Below are 14,971 nucleotides of genomic sequence, written 5' to 3' on the forward strand. Positions count from 1 at the left end.
CGGCGCCCGCAGGCGCTGGCAAACCAACCGCCGGCGGCCATGCCGCCGGCGCAGCCTGGAACGTGACCATGAATCTCGACATCGCGGCAATGCAACTGTTCAACGGGATCAGCCTGTTCAGCATTCTGCTGCTGATGGCGATCGGCCTGGCCGTCGTGTTCGGCCTGATGGGCGTCATCAACATGGCGCACGGCGAGCTCATGGCGATGGGCGCGTACACCACCTACCTGGTCTCGGTGGCCTTCCAGCATTGGGCGCCCGGATGGATGGACGTGTACCTGTTCGCGGCCATTCCGCTGGCGTTCCTGGTCACGTTCGCTTTCGGCTATGTGCTCGAGCGGGGCTTCATCCGATGGTTCTACAACCGTCCGCTGGACACGTTGCTTGCAACCTGGGGGCTCAGCCTGATCCTGCAGCAAACCTACCGCTCGCTGTTCGGCGCGCAGGAGGTCAGCGTGCCGCTGGCGTCGTGGCTCAGCGGCGCCTGGGAGCCGACCGCCGACCTGCAGTTCCCGCTGAACCGCATCTTCATCCTGGGGCTGACGCTGCTGGTGGCCGTGGGTGTCTATCTGCTGCTGTACCGCAGCGCCTGGGGCCTGCGGGTACGCGCCGTCACGCAGAACCGGGCGATGGCGGGGGCCGTGGGGATCAACACGCGGCGCGTGGACGCGCTGACCTTCGCGCTGGGTTCCGGCCTTGCGGGCATCGCCGGCTGCGTCTTCACGATGATCGGGTCGACCAACCCCGGCACGGGCCAGCTCTACATCGTCGATTCCTTCATCGTGGTGGTGTTCGGCGGTGTGCAGAGCCTGCTGGGAACCGCGTTCTCCGGGCTGGCCATCGCGCAGTCCCAGACCACGCTCGAATACCTGATGAGCGGTTCCATGGCCAAGGTCACGATCCTGGTGCTGGTGATCCTGGTCCTCTATTTCCGCCCGAACGGGCTGTTCGCCAACAAGACGCGGGGATGAAGCGATGAAGGCTCTACACCGGAAAGCCGAGGAGATCGCGATCCTGCTGGTCGCGGCGCTGATCCTGGCCGTTCTGCCCCTGGCGCTGGACCCGTTCCGGCTCAATCTGGTCGGCAAGTACATGGCGTTCGCCTTCGTGGCGATCGGCATCGTGCTGACTTGGGGCTACAGCGGCGTGCTCAGCCTGGGCCAGGGCATCTTCTTCGGCCTGGGCGGCTACATGATGGCCATGTTCCTCAAGCTGGAGGCTTCCGCTCCGGAACTGCCGGACTTCATGGTGTGGAGCAGCGTGGAGAGCCTGCCCGTGTGGTGGCAGCCGTTCCATTCCCTGACGCTGACTCTGCTGCTCATCATTGTCTTGCCGGCCGCGATCGCCTACCTCTTTTCGCTGGCAATCTTCCGCAAGCGGGTCAGCGGCGTGTATTTCGCGATCGTGACGCTGGCGCTGGCGATGACGCTGACCGTGCTGATCGTCGGCCAGCAGGGCGACACGGGCGGCGCCAACGGGATCACCGATTTCCGCACGCTGCTGGGTTGGGACATCGTTGGCGACGATGGCAAGCTGGCGCTTTATTTCGTGGAGGCCGGCGCCCTGGCCGTGGCGATGCTGGCGGCGCTGGCGATCGTGCGCAGCCGGTTGGGCAAGATCCTCATCGCCATCCGCGACCGCGAAGACCGCGTGCGGTTTTCGGGCTACGACACCGCGCACGTGAAGGCCTGCATTTTCTGCGTGGCGGCGGTGCTGTCCTCCATCGGCGGTGCCTTCTTCACGCTGCAGGTCGGCTTGATTTCCCCGGGAGCCATCGGGGTGGTGGCTTCGATCGAGATGGTGATCTACGCGGCCGTCGGCGGCCGGCTGTCCATCCCCGGGGCAGTGATCGGGGCCCTGTTGATCGGCTTTCTCAAGTCCTACCTGTCCGAGACGTTTCCCGAAATTTGGCTCTATTTTCTTGGCGCGGTCTTCATCGTGGTGGTCGTGGCCATGCCCAACGGGCTGGCGGGAATCTTCGGCCAGATTCAGGCGCGCCGCGCCGCGGGGAGCACGCGATGAGCGCCGCCCTGGACCTGCAGGAGCCCGCCACCATGGACATGAGCAGCGATCGCCCGGCGCTCGGCGCCATCCTCAGCGTCGAGGACCTGACGGTGTCGTTCGACGGTTTCAGGGCCGTGGACGGCCTGAGCCTGAGCGTGGCGCAGGACGAACTGCGCGTCATCATCGGTCCGAATGGCGCGGGCAAGACGACGCTGCTGGACATCATCTGCGGCAAGACGCGGCCGTCCGCGGGGCGCGTGATGTTCCAGGGCCGCGACCTGGTGAGGATGGCGGAGTTCGACATCGTGCGCGCCGGCGTCGGACGCAAGTTCCAGACGCCTTCCGTCTACGAGGACCTGACGGTACAGGAGAACTTCGAGATCTCGCTGCCGAACGCGCATGGCGTCGTCCGCTCCCTGCGGTTCCGGCGCACGGCGGAGATCCGCGGTTGTATCCAGGCCATGGCCGGGCAGGTATTCCTGGCCGACCGGCTGGACGAGAAGGCGGGCCGCCTCAGCCACGGGCAGAAGCAATGGCTCGAGATCGGCATGTTGTTGATGCAGAACCCGCAGCTGCTATTGCTGGACGAGCCGGTGGCCGGCATGAGTCCGCGCGAGCGGGAGCAGACCGCCGAGCTGCTGGTGCGCATCTCGCGCGGCAAGTCGGTGGTGGTGATCGAGCACGACATGGACTTCGTCAAACGCATCGCGCACAAGGTCACGGTGCTGCACCAGGGCCGCCTGCTCAGCGAGGGGACGGTGGCAGAGGTGCAGGCCGATCCGCGTGTGCTGGATGTTTACCTGGGCCACTGAATAGGGGATGCGCCGTGTTCCGGATCGACAAGCTGAACGTGAGTTACGGGGAATCCCACGTCGTCCACGACGTGTGCTTCGAAGTCGCGCCCAAGGAGTCGCTGGCCATCATGGGCCGCAACGGCATGGGCAAGACGACCCTGCTGAAGGCGCTGATCGGCATGTTGCCCTCGGGATCGGGCAGCATCCGGCTCGACAGCGTCGAACTGGCCGGCATGGAGAGCTACCTGCGCGTGCGAAACGGCCTGGCCTTCGTGCCGCAGGGGCGCATGATCTTTCCGTTCCTCACAGTGGAACAGAACATCCTGACCGGCGCCGGGCGCAGCGGACTCAAGGCGGTGCCGGAGTACCTCTACCGCTTTTTCCCGGTGCTGCACGAGATGCGCCGGCGCAAGGGCGGCAACCTGTCCGGCGGGCAGCAGCAGCAGTTGGCGATCGCGCGGGCGCTCATATCGAATCCGCGCGTACTGATCCTGGACGAGCCGACCGAAGGGATCCAGCCCTCCATCATCAAGGACATCGCGCGGGTCCTGAATGCATTGCGCGAAGAACGCGGCTTCGCCATCGTCGTGTCGGAGCAGATGCTGGGTTTCGCGTTGGACCTGGCCGACCGGTTCCTGGTGATAGATCGCGGCCGCATCGTGCACGAGGCGTGCCGCACGAGCCTGGACCAGGAAAAAGTCAGATCTTTCCTGACGGTATGACCGTCAACTACCGAGGAGCATTGCCATGAGACACGGAGATATCTCCAGCAGCAACGATTGCGTGGGCGTGGCCGTCGTGAACTACAAGATGCCGCGTCTGCATACCCGGGCCGAGGTGATGGAGAACGCCCGCAAGATCGCCGACATGGTGGTGGGCATGAAGCGGGGGCTGCCGGGCATGGACCTGGTGATTTTCCCGGAATACTCCACCCACGGCATCATGTACGACGCCAAGGAAATGTACGAGACCGCCTCGGCCATTCCCGGCGAGGAAACCGCCGTGTTCGCCGAAGCCTGCCGCAAGGCCAAAGTATGGGGCGTCTTCTCGCTGACCGGCGAACGGCACGAAGAGCATCCGAACAAGGCTCCCTACAACACGCTCATTCTCATGAACGACAAGGGCGAGATCGTGCAGAAGTACCGCAAGATCATGCCATGGGTGCCCATCGAAGGCTGGTATCCCGGCGACTGCACGTATGTGTCGGAAGGCCCCAAGGGCCTGAAGATCAGTCTCATCATCTGCGACGACGGCAATTACCCCGAAATCTGGCGCGATTGCGCCATGCGCGGCGCGGAACTCGTGGTGCGTTGTCAGGGCTACATGTACCCGGCCAAGGACCAGCAGGTGATGGTGTCCAAGGCGATGGCCTGGATGAACAACGTCTACGTGGCCGTGGCCAACGCCGCGGGTTTCGACGGCGTCTATTCCTACTTCGGCCATTCGGCCATCATCGGATTCGACGGCCGCACGCTGGGCGAGTGCGGCGAGGAAGACATGGGCGTGCAATACGCGGAGCTCTCGACCAGCCTAATCCGCGACGCGCGCAAGAACATGCAGTCGCAGAACCACCTGTTCAAACTGGTCCATCGCGGATACACCGGCAAGATCAATTCCGGCGAAGAGATCAACGGCGTCGCGGTCTGCCCCTATACCTTCTATGCGAACTGGATCAAGGATCCGGAGGGCACGCGCAAGATGGTCGAATCCTTCACCCGGTCCACGGTCGGCACGCCGGAATGCCCGATGGAGGGAATTCCCAACGAAGCGTCCAAGCACCGCTAGGCGCATGCCCCGCCCATCCCGTCCGGCCGGGCTCCAAGCCGGCCGGACGCCGCCGAAAAGGATATGAACCGTGCCGTCTCCCCTCGACACCTATCGGATTGCGCATGAACCCTTCTACCGCCCGACCGGCCGGGAAACCGCGCTGTACGCGCATGCCTACGCGCACCGGCTGCCAATGATCCTGAAAGGCCCCACCGGCTGTGGCAAGACGCGGTTCGTGGAGTACATGGCGTGGAAGCTGGGGCTTCCGCTGGTCACGCTGGCGTGCAACGAAGACATGACGGCGTCCGACCTCGTCGGCCGCTATCTGCTGGACGCCGCCGGCACCGCCTGGCACGACGGCCCGCTGACGCTGGCGGTGCGCCACGGCGGCATCTGCTACCTGGATGAGATCGTCGAGGCGCGCCAGGATACGACCGTGGTGATCCACCCGTTGACCGACGCGCGGCGCATTCTGCCCCTGGACAAGAAGGGCGAGGTGGTGCGGGCGCATCCCGACTTCCAGTTGGTCGTGTCCTACAACCCCGGCTACCAGAGCAGCGCGAAGGACCTGAAGCCGTCCACGCGCCAGCGGTTCGTGGCGCTGGACTTCGATTATCCGGACGCCGAGCGGGAAGCGGAGATCGTGGCGCACGAGGCGGGCATCGATGCGGCGCTGGCGGGCAGGCTGGTGCGCATCGCGCGCAGTTCGCGCGAGCTCAAGCGCCATGGGCTCGACGAAGGCGTGTCGACCCGCATGCTGATCTACGCGGGCATCCTGATCCGCGACGGCGTCAGTGCTGCCGACAGCTGTGACATGACCATGACTCGCGCGCTGACCGATGATCCCGACATGGCCGCGGCCCTGCGGGCGCTGGTCGACGCCAACCTGGAATGACGATGCGAGCCATGCTGTCGGTGCAGGAGGGGGCCGGGGCCGGCAGGCGCCTGGCCGATACGCTGGCCGACAAGCTGCGGCGGCTGGCCGCGCGCAGTGGCGAGGGGCAGGCCGCCGAGACGCGACGCTGGATCGAGGCGTTGCGCGTAGAGGACCCCGAGTGCGCCCAGGCCGTGGCGGACCGGCTGGATCGGTTGACGGCGAAGCTTACGGCCGGCGGGCTGGGGCGATGGATGCTGGCCGGGCTGCGGCGGTACGAGCGTCAGCCCAGGCTGCTGCGTGCCTACTTTCAGCTGCGCGATCCCTACGCGCGCGAAGCCCTGAACGGGGAAGCCGGCGCGCAGGATCTGGAGGCCGCGCAGGCGAGCCTGTCGTGGCTGCTGTGCGGATTGTCGGGCCGGGATCTGGCGGTTGAACCGCTGCGGCGGCCGACGCTGGACGGTCCGCCGTCGCGCCCCGTCCTGGCGCCTTCGCACCTGCTGGTGCCGGACAGCTATACCGTGCTGGATGGCGCCGACCGGCGGTCGCTGTACCGCGCGGCGGTGGCGCACGCGGCGGCCCACCTGCGCTATTCAACGGCCGCGCAGCCCGTCCGGAGCCTGAAACCCATGGGCGTGGCGGTCGTGTCGGCCATCGAAGATGCGCGGGTGGAGCGGCTGCTGGCGGCCGAGTATCCCGGCGTGCGCCGCTGGTTCAGGCCTTTCGTGCCGGCGGCGCCGGATCCCGCCGACCTGGGTTTCGCCGCGCTGATCCAGCGCATGAGCCGGCTGCTGATGGATCCGGACCTGCGCGACGACAATCACTGGGTGAACAAGGCGCGCAGGCTCTTCGAGGCGCAGACCGCGGACCTGCGCGACGCGGCGGCCTTCCGGCGGCTGGCCTCGATCCTGGCCAACGACCTGGGGCAGATGCGGGTGCGCTTCGACCCCCGGCAATATGCCGTGCCGGTTCCCTATCGCGACGACAACGCATACCTGTGGGATTACGGGGATTCGGCGGACCCCGCGCCCGAACTGGCTTTGGGCGCGCAGTGCGCGGCGCCCGGACGGCGCGGCGCCGCGCAGCACGAAGCGCCGATCGAGGCTGCCGCCGACGTGGAATCAGGCCGCTACCGCTATCCCGAATGGGATTACAAGCTGGGCCGCAGCCGGCCCGACTGGTGCACGGTGATCGAGACGCTGCCGGGATGGAGCGGCGCCGCGGCGGCGTCTGCCGCCCGCACGCCGCGGCTGGCGCTGCCGCGTTCGCGCCGCCTGAGCCGGGCGCGCCGTCTCAGGCGGCAATGGGAGGGGGACGATATCGATCTGAACGCCGCGATCGAGGTGCTTATCGACCGCCGCATGGACCTGGCGCCGGATGCCCGCTACTTCATGCGGCCCGGGAGTCAGCCCTGCGCATGCAGCACGCTCGTGCTGCTGGACCTGTCGGCGTCGGCCAACGATCTGGCCGCCGAGGCGGGCGCGACGGTGCTGGATCTGGAGAAGCAGGCGGCCGTGCTGCTGGCGAACGCTGTGCCGGGCGAAGGCGACCGCATCGCCGTGCACGGTTTTTGTTCGGATACGCGCGCGGCCGTGTACTACTACCGCCTGCTCGAAACCGGCGACGTGCCGACGCCCGCGGCGCTTGAGCCGATCGGCGCGGCCCAGGCCCGCTATTCGACGCGGCTGGGCGCCGCGTTGCGGCATGCCGGCGCGCTGGCGCAGCGCACGCCGGGCGAGCGCCGCGCCATCATCGTCGTGACCGACGGCGAGCCGTCGGACGTGGACGCCCACGATCCGCGCTACCTGGTGGACGATGCGCGCGAGGCGGTGCTGGAGTTGCGCGCCCGCGGGCTGCGGGTGTACTGCGTGGCGCTGGACGCCAGGGCCGAACCTCAGTTGCGCGCAATGTTCGGTTTCCGCGGCTACCGGATCGTGACGAACCCGGCTGCGCTGCCGATGGCGCTGGTGCGGGCCTGCACCGGCGCGATGTTATGACGCCCTCAGGAATCCTCGTGTTGACGCCGCATGCGCCTATGCTGAAACTGTTGACCTCGACAAAGGAAGGATGTCCGCGCCAGCGGGCGTCTCGATCATGGCAAACAAAGATCCCATCCGTGTAGGCGTGTTGTTCTCTGAAACGGGGGCCACATCGACCATAGGCCGTTCCCAACTGCAGGGCACGCTGCTGGCCATCGAAGAGATCAACGAGGCTGGCGGCGTCGACGGCCGGGAGATCGTGCCGGTGCGCTACGACCCGCGCTCCGATCCCGCCACCTACAGCGTCCTGGCCGAAAAGCTGATCACGCAGGACCGGGTGAACGTCATCTTCGGCTGCTACATGTCCAGCAGCCGCAAGGCGGTGCTTCCGGTGGTCGAAAAATGGAACCGGCTGCTCTTCTACCCGACGCTCTACGAAGGGTTCGAATTTTCCAACAACATCATCTACACCGGCGCCGCGCCGAACCAGAACAGCGTGCAGCTGGCCGAATTCATGACCGCCAATTTCGGCGCCCGCGTCTACCTCATCGGCTCGGACTACATCTATCCCTATGAGTCCAACCGCATCATGGGCGAACTCGTGCTGCAGCGCCAGAACAGCGCCAAGCTGGGCGAGCGCTACGTGCCCTTGACCGCGACCGAGCGCGACTACCGGGAAATCCTGGACGACATCCGCAACAAGCGTCCGGACTTCATTTTCTCGACCGTGGTCGGCAACTCGACGGCCTGCCTTTACCGCGCCTACGCCGACGCGGGCTTCGACCCCAAGACCCTGCCCATCGCCAGCCTCACGACCTCGGAAGCGGAGATCTCGCAGATGGAGCCCGAGGTGGCGGCCGGGCACTTCACTTCTGCGCCGTATTTCCAGTCGATCGATTCCGAGGTCAACCGGCGTTGCCTGGAGCGGCTGCGCCAGCGTTTCGGCCACGATAGCGTGCCCAATCTGTGCTGGGAGGCAGCGTATTTCCAGATGCACATTTTCGCCAACGCCTTCCGCGACACCGGCACCGACGAGATCGCGCAGATCCTGCCGCGCGTGCTGCAAAGCGAATTCCAGGCGCCCCAGGGGCGCGTGCGCATCGATCCCACCAATCACCATACCTGCCTGTATCCCCGCGTCGGCCGGGTCAACGCCAAGGGCCAGTTCACCATCGTGCGCGAGGCCACGCGGCCCGTGCATCCCGATCCGTACCTGGTCACCCATTCGCTGGGCGACTGGACGGCCACCCTGAGCTCGCTGGAGATCTGATGGGGGAGACCGCCAGCCGACAGCGCACGGTGCGCGCGACGCCCTCCCTGCTCAAGGATCTGCGCACGCTGCGGATAGCCGTCTATCATCCGGACGATGCCGATGGCCGCCAGCTGACGCAGCAGTTGCAGCGGATAGGCTGCCAGGTGCAGACCTTCTGGCCGCCCGCGCCCACCCTGCCCGAAGGGCTGGACGCGGTGTTCCTGGCGGTGCGGCCGGACGTGATCGACCTGGGCTTCGAATGGGCCAAGAGCGAAGACGCGCCCATGGTCATCGCCATCGTGACTTACGAGAACCCCACCATCGTCGAGGCGGTGCTGCGCATCGGCGCCAAGGCCGTGCTGCCGTCGCCGGTGCGCTCGTTCGGGCTGTTGTCCTCGCTCGTGGTCGCGCGTCAGGTCTACGACGACATCAAGTCGCACGCCCGCCGCCTGCGCAAGCTCGAGGGCAAGTTGCTGGGCGTGCGGCGCATCGCGGAGGCCAAGAGCATCCTCATGCGCACCCGCAATGTCACCGAAGGCCAGGCCTACGACCTGATCCGGGAACAGGCCATGAACAAGCGCGTGACCACCGAGGAGATCGCGAGCGCCATCGTCAACGCCAACGAGATTCTGTCGCTGGGAAAATAGGCGGCGCGCGCTCAGTACTTGCCCGTCAGCAGCTCGCCCGCATCGGGCACCCGCGCCTGCAGGTCCAGCACCTTCAGCATCCGGTAGACCGTCGCGGCGGCGGCGGTCACCACCGGCAGGCCCAGGCGGTCCTGCACCGGCTGGATCGACGCCAGCGACGGCATCTGCACGCAGGCCGACAGCACCACGGCGTCCACGCCGCGCGTGTTCAGGCGCGCCACATGCCCGGCGGGCGCCATCGGATCTTGCGCGCCGACCTTCAGGTTGTCGGCGATCTCCAGCGACAGGCTGTCGTGCACCTCGATGCCCTCGTTCTCGATATAGTCCACCACCAGGCGGGTCAGCGGCTTCATATAGGGAGTCAGGATGGACACCTTGCGCGCGCCGATGGCATGCAGGCCCTCGACCAGCGCGCCCGCGCTGGAGATCACGGGCGTCGGCGCGCCGTTGTCCACGGTGGCCCGGTGCAGCCGCTCTTGGGAAATGCGGTGGTAGCCCAGGCCCTGGCTCATGATCGCGACCAGGCAGGCGTAGCCCAGCACGTCCACGCGCGCGTCCGAAAGCTCCAGCGCGCAGCGGTCCGACTCGCGGTCCATCGAGGCCAGCTCGGCGGCGGTCACCTGCTTCATGCGCATGCGGCTGGAATGGAAGGTGAAGCGTTCGGCGGCGATGGTTTCGCGCAGGCGCAGCATTGCCGGAATCTCGGTTTCCATGGTGGTGTTGGAACTGGGCACGATCTGGCCGATGCGCAGGGTGCGAGGGGGTATGGTCATGGGCGGCGCTCCCGGAAAAAAATGGCGAAAAGAGGCCCCCCTCGCGTCGCGACGCGAGGTTGCGGGGCACTGCGGCGTAGGAATCAGTCGGCGGTGATGCCCGCGGCGGCGACGGTGCGCTGCCAGTAGGCCAGTTCCGTATTGACGCGCTGGTTCAGCGCATCGGGACCTTCGAAGCGGGCCTCGATGCCGGCGGCCTCGGCGCGCTGCACCGTGGCGGGCTGCTTGAGCGCGGCTTCGACGCTGGCGGCCAGCTTGTCGATGACGGGCTGCGGCGTGCCCGCGGGCGCGAACAGCGCCACCCAGGATTCCAGCTGGTATCCGGGCAGGCCGGCTTCGGCGGTGGTGGGCACGTCGGGCAGCATGGGATGGCGCTTGGGGCTGGTGACCGCCAGGGCCTTGAGCTTGCCGGACTGCACATGGCCCATCACCGACGGCGGCGTGGTGATGAAGACCTGCACATTGCCCGCGAGCACGTCCTGGATGGCGGCGCCCGAGCCGCGGTACGGCACGTGGAACAGCGCGGCGCCGGTCTGCTGCTTGAACACCTCGGTGCCCAGGTGGGACAGCGAGCCCACGCCCTGCGAGGCGTAGTTGAAGCGCCCGGGTGAATTCTTGACCTCCGCCACGAACTCGGTGACGTTGGTGGCCTTGATGGACGGATGCACCGCGATCACGTTGCTGGACACCGTGACCAGCCCGACCGGAACGAAGTCCTTGGGCGCCCAGGGCAGATTCGCCGTCAGGTTGGGGTTGCCCACGTGATAGGCCGAATACGACACCAGCAGGGTGTAGCCGTCGGGCTTGGCGCGCGCAACGTACTGATAGGCGATATTGCCGCTGCCGCCGTCCTTGTTTTCCACCACCACCGGTTTGCCCAGCGCGGCGGCCAGGGGCTCGGCCACGATGCGGGCGGACGTGTCCACCAGCCCGCCCGGCGGATTGGGAACGACGAGGGACAGCGTGCGGCTGGGAAAATCATCGGCGGCATGAGCGCCGAACGCGGCCCCGGACAGCAGGGCGGCGGCAAGCAGTCTGTGCATGGGTGGTCTCCGGATATTGTCGTGTGCTCTCTGGCACCGCCTCATTCTGCTCGCTGCGAACTATAGTTTCCAATATAGTTTTTATCTGGTTTCATACCTTTTGCAAATAACCGGCCGCCATGGAAATCCGTCACCTGCGTTACTTCGTCGTGCTGGCCGAAGAGCTGAACTTCACGCGGGCGGCGGCGCGCCTGCATATCTCGCAGCCGCCGCTGAGCCTGCAGATCGCCCAGCTCGAGCGCGAGCTGGACGTCAGGCTGTTCGACCGCAACAACCGGCGCGTAACGCTGACCGAGGCTGGAGAGGCCTTTCTGAACGACGTGCGCGCCCTGCTGGCGAGCCTGAAGGACGCCACCGTGCGGGTCCGGGCGGTAGACCGGGGGCTGGCGGGGCGCATCGAAGTCGGGCTGTCGGGCTCGCATTTCCTGGGGCCGGGGCCGGCGCTGATCGCGCGCTACACGGCTGAGCATCCGCAGGTGTCGGTGCTGCTCAACGAAATGAATCCGGCGGCGCAGCTCGAAGCGCTGCGCGGGCATCGCATCGACGTCAGCATTTCGCGCACGGCGGTCAACGATGAAGCGCTGCAGGCCATGCCTCTGTGGCCCGATCCGCTGGTGGTCGCGCTGCCCCGGCGCCATCCCTTGGCCGCGCGCCAGCGCCTGGAATTGAGAGACCTTGCGGGCGATGCCTTCGTCGTGCTGCGGCCGGATTCGTCCGCGTTCGCGCGCCGCCTCGCCGATATCTGCGCCCAGGCGGGCCTGCCGACGTCGGTGGCGCAAACGGTGGCGGAAGTGCCGGCACAGCTGGCGCTGGTCGAGGCCGGGATGGGCGTGGCGCTGGTGCCGCGGTCGACCTGCCGCCAGGTCGGCGACCGCATCGCCGTATGCAGCCTGCCCGCCGCGATCTCGGACGCCACCGTCTACGCGGTCATCCGCCGGCAGGGCAGGCGGCGCGCGCTGGACACCTTCCTGCAGACGGCGGCGCAGATGGGCGACGGCGAGGCGTGAGGCGGGACGCCCCGGGAAGCGGCCGTCAAGTCAGCACGCACTCCGAGGCGTCCGGCGCGGCCAGCCTGACGCGGAACGACCGCAGTTCGTCGCGGCGGAACACGTGCACCGTGACCCGCTCGCCCGGCCGGTACTGCGCCAGCAGCAGGTCCAGCCCGGCCGGCGCGTCCACGCGCAGCCCGTCGATGGCCACCAGCACGTCGCCGGCCGACAGGCCGCCCTTGTGCGCGGCGCCGCCTTCCAGCACCGTGGCCAGCGCCAGCGAGTCGCCCTGCTTGCGGGTGCGCGCGTCCAGCGACGGGATGTTGGCCGCCGCCTTCCATTGCAGCGTCACGCCCTGCGGCGCCAGCAGCTCGGCCAGCGGCACGTCGGCCGTGCCGTAGGCATGGCGCGCGATGAAGCGGCGCGCGTCGACGCCGGTGGCTTCTTCGATGAGCGCGGGCAGGCCGTCTTCGGGCAGGCCCTGGGGCTTGCCGCGGTAGAAGTCGCGGCCATAGCGCTCCCATAGCAGGCGCATGACGTCGTCCAGCGAATGCGCGCCGGCGCTCTGGTTGCGGATCAGCAGGTCCAGCCCCAGCGCCACCAGCGCGCCCTTGGTGTAGTAGCTGACCAGCGCGTTGGGCGAGTTCTCGTCCTGCTTGTAATAGCGGGTCCAGGCGTCGAAGGAGCTTTCCGCCACCGACTGCTTGCCGCGGCCCGGCGTGCGCGCCACGCTGGAGATGGTCTTGGCCAGCAGCCGCAGGTAGTCGGGCCGGGTGATGGCGCCCGAGCGCAGCAGCAGCAGGTCGTCGTAGTAGGAAGTGAAGCCTTCGAACACCCACAGCAGGCGGGTCAGATCGGGCTGCGACAGGTCGTAGGGCGCGAAGGCCTGCGGCTTGATGCGCTTGACGTTCCAGGTATGGAAGTACTCGTGGCTGACCAGGCCCAGGAAGCCGCGGTAGCCTTCGCCCTGGCCCTGCTGGCCCAGCACCGGCAGGTCCTTGCGCGAGGTCATCAGCGCGGTGCTGGCGCGGTGTTCCAGGCCGCCGTAGCCGTCGCCGGTGACCATGGTCATGAAGACGTAGCGCTCGGCGCTGTCCAGGAACGGCGCGCGGCGGGTGCGGGGTTCGAAGAACGCGATCTGGGTTTCGCAGATCTTGCGCACGTCCGCGACGATGCGGTCCAGGTCCAGGTTGGGGGCGACGCCGGTGAACACCAGTTCGTGCTCGGCGCCGTGCGCGGTGAAGCTGGCGACCTGCGGCGTGCCCATTTCCACCGGATGGTCGATCAGCGCGTCGTAGTCCGGCGCCAGGTACAGGCCGAAGCCGTGGCGGCGGGCCGCGCCGCGGTGGCCGCGGGCCTCGGGCAGGCTGGTGTAGACCTTCCAGCCTTCGATGCCGCGCGGCGGCGCCAGGTCGACCAGGCAGGGCAGGTGCTCGTGTCCGTGGACGCGCAGGAACACGCTGGTGCCGTTGAAGAAACCGTGGGTTTCGTCCAGGTGCGCGCCGCGCACCGACAGGTCCCAGGCGTAGACCACGTACTCCACGCGCAGCGGGCCGTCGCAGGCCGCGGCCCGCCAGGTGTGGTTGTCCGTTTTCTCGACCGGCACCCGACGCGCGCCGGCATAGGCCGCCAGCGATTCGATCTGGCGCGAGAAATCGCGGATCAGGTAGCTGCCCGGAATCCAGGCCGGCAGCGACAGGCGCTGGCCGTCCGGAGAGGGCGCGGGGATGGTTAGGGTTATCCGGTAGCGGTGTCCGGCGGGGTCGAAGGGCGCGAGGCGGTAAAGTAGCGGCGGAGCTTGGTCTTTTTCCATAGCCGCATCTTATTTCATAGCCTTACTTTCACACCATATCGGAGACATGTGATGAGCGAGTCGTTTGTACTGGTCGAAACCCGGGGCCGCGTCGGCCTGCTGACGCTTAACCGTCCCAAGGCGCTGAACGCGCTGAACGATCAACTGATGGACGAGCTCGGCGCCGCGCTGCTGGCCTTCGAAGCCGATCCCGGCATCGGCGCGGTGGTCATCACCGGCAGCGAAAAGGCCTTCGCCGCGGGCGCGGACATCGGCGCGATGAAAAGCTGGTCGTACATGGACGTCTACGGCAGCGAATACATCACCCGCAACTGGGAGACGCTCAAGCGCATCCGCAAGCCGGTGATCGCCGCGGTGGCCGGCTACGCCCTGGGCGGCGGCTGCGAACTGGCCATGATGTGCGACATCATCATCGCCGCCGACAGCGCCAAGTTCGGCCAGCCCGAAATCAAGCTGGGCGTGATCCCCGGCGCCGGCGGCACCCAGCGCCTGCCGCGCGCGGTGGGCAAGGCCAAGGCCATGGACCTGGCGCTGACCGCCCGCATGATGGGCGCCGAGGAAGCCGAGCGTGCGGGCCTGGTCTCGCGCGTGGTGCCGGCCGACAAGCTCATGGAAGAAGCCATGGAAGCGGCCACCGTCATTGCCTCCATGTCGCTGCCGTCGGTGATGATGGCCAAGGAGTGCGTCAACCGCGCCTTCGAAGGCTCGCTCAACGAAGGGCTGCTGTTCGAGCGCCGCGTGTTCCATTCGCTGTTCTCGACCGAAGACCAGAAGGAAGGCATGGCCGCTTTCACCGAAAAGCGCAAGCCGGAATTCAAGCACCGTTAAGCCCCGTTACGCGCCGCGCCCCGCGGCGCGCACGAACGGCACGCAAAAACGCGCCCATCCGGGCGCGTTTTTGCATTTTGAACCACGCGTTTTCCGAGCGTTGCGCCTTGAAACGCTTGGTCAGCACCTGGGCCCCGGGTTCGGTCATATCCTGGATGGGCGTCATCTAGAGGTGCCGCGCCAGGGAGGCTGGACCGAACTGGCTCCC

15 protein-coding genes are annotated in these 14,971 nt (G+C 67.3%); 11 read left to right on the plus strand and 4 right to left on the minus strand.

The features are described from left to right. Nucleotides 1-68: 68 nt before the first annotated feature. From urtB to AC1IQ6_RS01650, 9 genes are all read left to right on the plus strand, one after another. The gene (gene urtB, locus AC1IQ6_RS01610) at nucleotides 69-971 is read left to right on the plus strand and encodes an urea ABC transporter permease subunit UrtB (protein WP_111826107.1); all 903 of its coding nucleotides are present in this window, start codon (nucleotides 69-71) and stop codon (nucleotides 969-971) included. A 4-nt stretch (nucleotides 972-975) separates the two neighbouring features. Continuing rightward, the gene (urtC, locus tag AC1IQ6_RS01615) at nucleotides 976-2,022 is read left to right on the plus strand and encodes an urea ABC transporter permease subunit UrtC (RefSeq protein ID WP_111826106.1); all 1,047 of its coding nucleotides are present in this window, start codon (nucleotides 976-978) and stop codon (nucleotides 2,020-2,022) included. A gap of 32 nt (nucleotides 2,023-2,054) precedes the next feature. After that, nucleotides 2,055-2,816, plus strand: a complete 762-nt coding sequence (gene urtD / locus AC1IQ6_RS01620) for an urea ABC transporter ATP-binding protein UrtD (protein WP_485866543.1) — start codon at nucleotides 2,055-2,057, stop codon at nucleotides 2,814-2,816. Between the two features lie 14 nt (nucleotides 2,817-2,830). Next, entirely contained in the window at nucleotides 2,831-3,520 is a 690-nt protein-coding gene (urtE, locus tag AC1IQ6_RS01625; protein WP_111826105.1) for an urea ABC transporter ATP-binding subunit UrtE, read from the plus strand. A gap of 25 nt (nucleotides 3,521-3,545) precedes the next feature. After that, nucleotides 3,546-4,583 carry an aliphatic amidase gene (locus tag AC1IQ6_RS01630; RefSeq protein ID WP_111826104.1) on the plus strand — a complete coding sequence of 346 codons (1,038 nt, stop codon included), beginning with the start codon at nucleotides 3,546-3,548 and terminating at the stop codon, nucleotides 4,581-4,583. Between the two features lie 70 nt (nucleotides 4,584-4,653). Continuing rightward, complete coding sequence (locus AC1IQ6_RS01635; protein WP_111826103.1) at nucleotides 4,654-5,460, plus strand: CbbQ/NirQ/NorQ/GpvN family protein; 807 nt, start codon at nucleotides 4,654-4,656, stop codon at nucleotides 5,458-5,460. Between the two features lie 2 nt (nucleotides 5,461-5,462). Continuing rightward, nucleotides 5,463-7,436, plus strand: a complete 1,974-nt coding sequence (locus tag AC1IQ6_RS01640; protein ID WP_485865710.1) for a nitric oxide reductase activation protein NorD — start codon at nucleotides 5,463-5,465, stop codon at nucleotides 7,434-7,436. A gap of 97 nt (nucleotides 7,437-7,533) precedes the next feature. After that, nucleotides 7,534-8,688, plus strand: a complete 1,155-nt coding sequence (locus tag AC1IQ6_RS01645; RefSeq protein WP_111826101.1) for a transporter substrate-binding domain-containing protein — start codon at nucleotides 7,534-7,536, stop codon at nucleotides 8,686-8,688. Continuing rightward, nucleotides 8,688-9,317, plus strand: a complete 630-nt coding sequence (locus AC1IQ6_RS01650) for an ANTAR domain-containing response regulator (RefSeq protein ID WP_111826100.1) — start codon at nucleotides 8,688-8,690, stop codon at nucleotides 9,315-9,317. Before AC1IQ6_RS01645 ends, AC1IQ6_RS01650 begins: the two co-directional genes overlap by 1 nt. Before the next feature lie 11 nt (nucleotides 9,318-9,328). On the opposite strand, the gene AC1IQ6_RS01655 is transcribed toward AC1IQ6_RS01650, so the two are convergent. Together AC1IQ6_RS01655 and AC1IQ6_RS01660 are read right to left on the minus strand one after the other, a co-directional pair. Next, complete coding sequence (locus AC1IQ6_RS01655) at nucleotides 9,329-10,090, minus strand: maleate cis-trans isomerase family protein (RefSeq protein ID WP_485865711.1); 762 nt, start codon at nucleotides 10,088-10,090, stop codon at nucleotides 9,329-9,331. 83 nt (nucleotides 10,091-10,173) lie between these two features. Further along, the gene (locus AC1IQ6_RS01660) at nucleotides 10,174-11,133 is read right to left on the minus strand and encodes a Bug family tripartite tricarboxylate transporter substrate binding protein (RefSeq protein ID WP_111826098.1); all 960 of its coding nucleotides are present in this window, start codon (nucleotides 11,131-11,133) and stop codon (nucleotides 10,174-10,176) included. Nucleotides 11,134-11,252: 119 nt separating this feature from the next. On the opposite strand from AC1IQ6_RS01660, the gene AC1IQ6_RS01665 reads away from it, so the two are divergent. Next, a complete protein-coding gene (locus AC1IQ6_RS01665; protein ID WP_485865712.1) occupies nucleotides 11,253-12,140 on the plus strand; it encodes a LysR substrate-binding domain-containing protein in 888 nt (295 codons plus the stop codon). A 25-nt stretch (nucleotides 12,141-12,165) separates the two neighbouring features. Here the strand turns inward: AC1IQ6_RS01665 and AC1IQ6_RS01670 are convergent, their stop codons facing one another. Beyond that, entirely contained in the window at nucleotides 12,166-13,935 is a 1,770-nt protein-coding gene (locus AC1IQ6_RS01670; RefSeq protein ID WP_111826096.1) for a M61 family metallopeptidase, read from the minus strand. A gap of 51 nt (nucleotides 13,936-13,986) precedes the next feature. Here AC1IQ6_RS01670 and AC1IQ6_RS01675 point away from each other — a divergent pair, with 51 nt between their 5' ends. Continuing rightward, complete coding sequence (locus AC1IQ6_RS01675; RefSeq protein ID WP_485865713.1) at nucleotides 13,987-14,763, plus strand: enoyl-CoA hydratase; 777 nt, start codon at nucleotides 13,987-13,989, stop codon at nucleotides 14,761-14,763. On the opposite strand, the gene AC1IQ6_RS01680 is transcribed toward AC1IQ6_RS01675, so the two are convergent. After that, nucleotides 14,750-14,929 (minus strand): hypothetical protein, encoded by a 180-nt coding sequence (locus AC1IQ6_RS01680; protein ID WP_485865714.1) that lies wholly within the window; start codon nucleotides 14,927-14,929, stop codon nucleotides 14,750-14,752. The two genes, AC1IQ6_RS01675 and AC1IQ6_RS01680, sit on opposite strands and share 14 nt — an antisense overlap. Nucleotides 14,930-14,971: the final 42 nt, after the last annotated feature.

The sequence above is a fragment of the Achromobacter sp. MUI-25009338 genome (genome assembly GCF_057359325.1).

Bases quoted from the DNA above. Each gene is read 5' to 3' on its own strand.
- urtB (WP_111826107.1), top strand. From the start codon at position 69: ATGAATCTCGACATCGCGGCAATGCAACTGTTCAACGGGATCAGCCTG.
- urtC (WP_111826106.1), top strand. From the start codon at position 976: ATGAAGGCTCTACACCGGAAAGCCGAGGAGATCGCGATCCTGCTGGTC.
- urtD (WP_485866543.1), top strand. From the start codon at position 2,055: ATGGACATGAGCAGCGATCGCCCGGCGCTCGGCGCCATCCTCAGCGTC.
- AC1IQ6_RS01630 (WP_111826104.1), top strand. From the start codon at position 3,546: ATGAGACACGGAGATATCTCCAGCAGCAACGATTGCGTGGGCGTGGCC.
- AC1IQ6_RS01640 (WP_485865710.1), top strand. From the start codon at position 5,463: ATGCGAGCCATGCTGTCGGTGCAGGAGGGGGCCGGGGCCGGCAGGCGC.
- AC1IQ6_RS01645 (WP_111826101.1), top strand. From the start codon at position 7,534: ATGGCAAACAAAGATCCCATCCGTGTAGGCGTGTTGTTCTCTGAAACG.
- AC1IQ6_RS01650 (WP_111826100.1), top strand. From the start codon at position 8,688: ATGGGGGAGACCGCCAGCCGACAGCGCACGGTGCGCGCGACGCCCTCC.
- AC1IQ6_RS01655 (WP_485865711.1), bottom strand. From the start codon at position 10,090: ATGACCATACCCCCTCGCACCCTGCGCATCGGCCAGATCGTGCCCAGT.
- AC1IQ6_RS01660 (WP_111826098.1), bottom strand. From the start codon at position 11,133: ATGCACAGACTGCTTGCCGCCGCCCTGCTGTCCGGGGCCGCGTTCGGC.
- AC1IQ6_RS01665 (WP_485865712.1), top strand. From the start codon at position 11,253: ATGGAAATCCGTCACCTGCGTTACTTCGTCGTGCTGGCCGAAGAGCTG.
- AC1IQ6_RS01670 (WP_111826096.1), bottom strand. From the start codon at position 13,935: ATGGAAAAAGACCAAGCTCCGCCGCTACTTTACCGCCTCGCGCCCTTC.
- AC1IQ6_RS01675 (WP_485865713.1), top strand. From the start codon at position 13,987: ATGAGCGAGTCGTTTGTACTGGTCGAAACCCGGGGCCGCGTCGGCCTG.
- AC1IQ6_RS01680 (WP_485865714.1), bottom strand. From the start codon at position 14,929: ATGACGCCCATCCAGGATATGACCGAACCCGGGGCCCAGGTGCTGACC.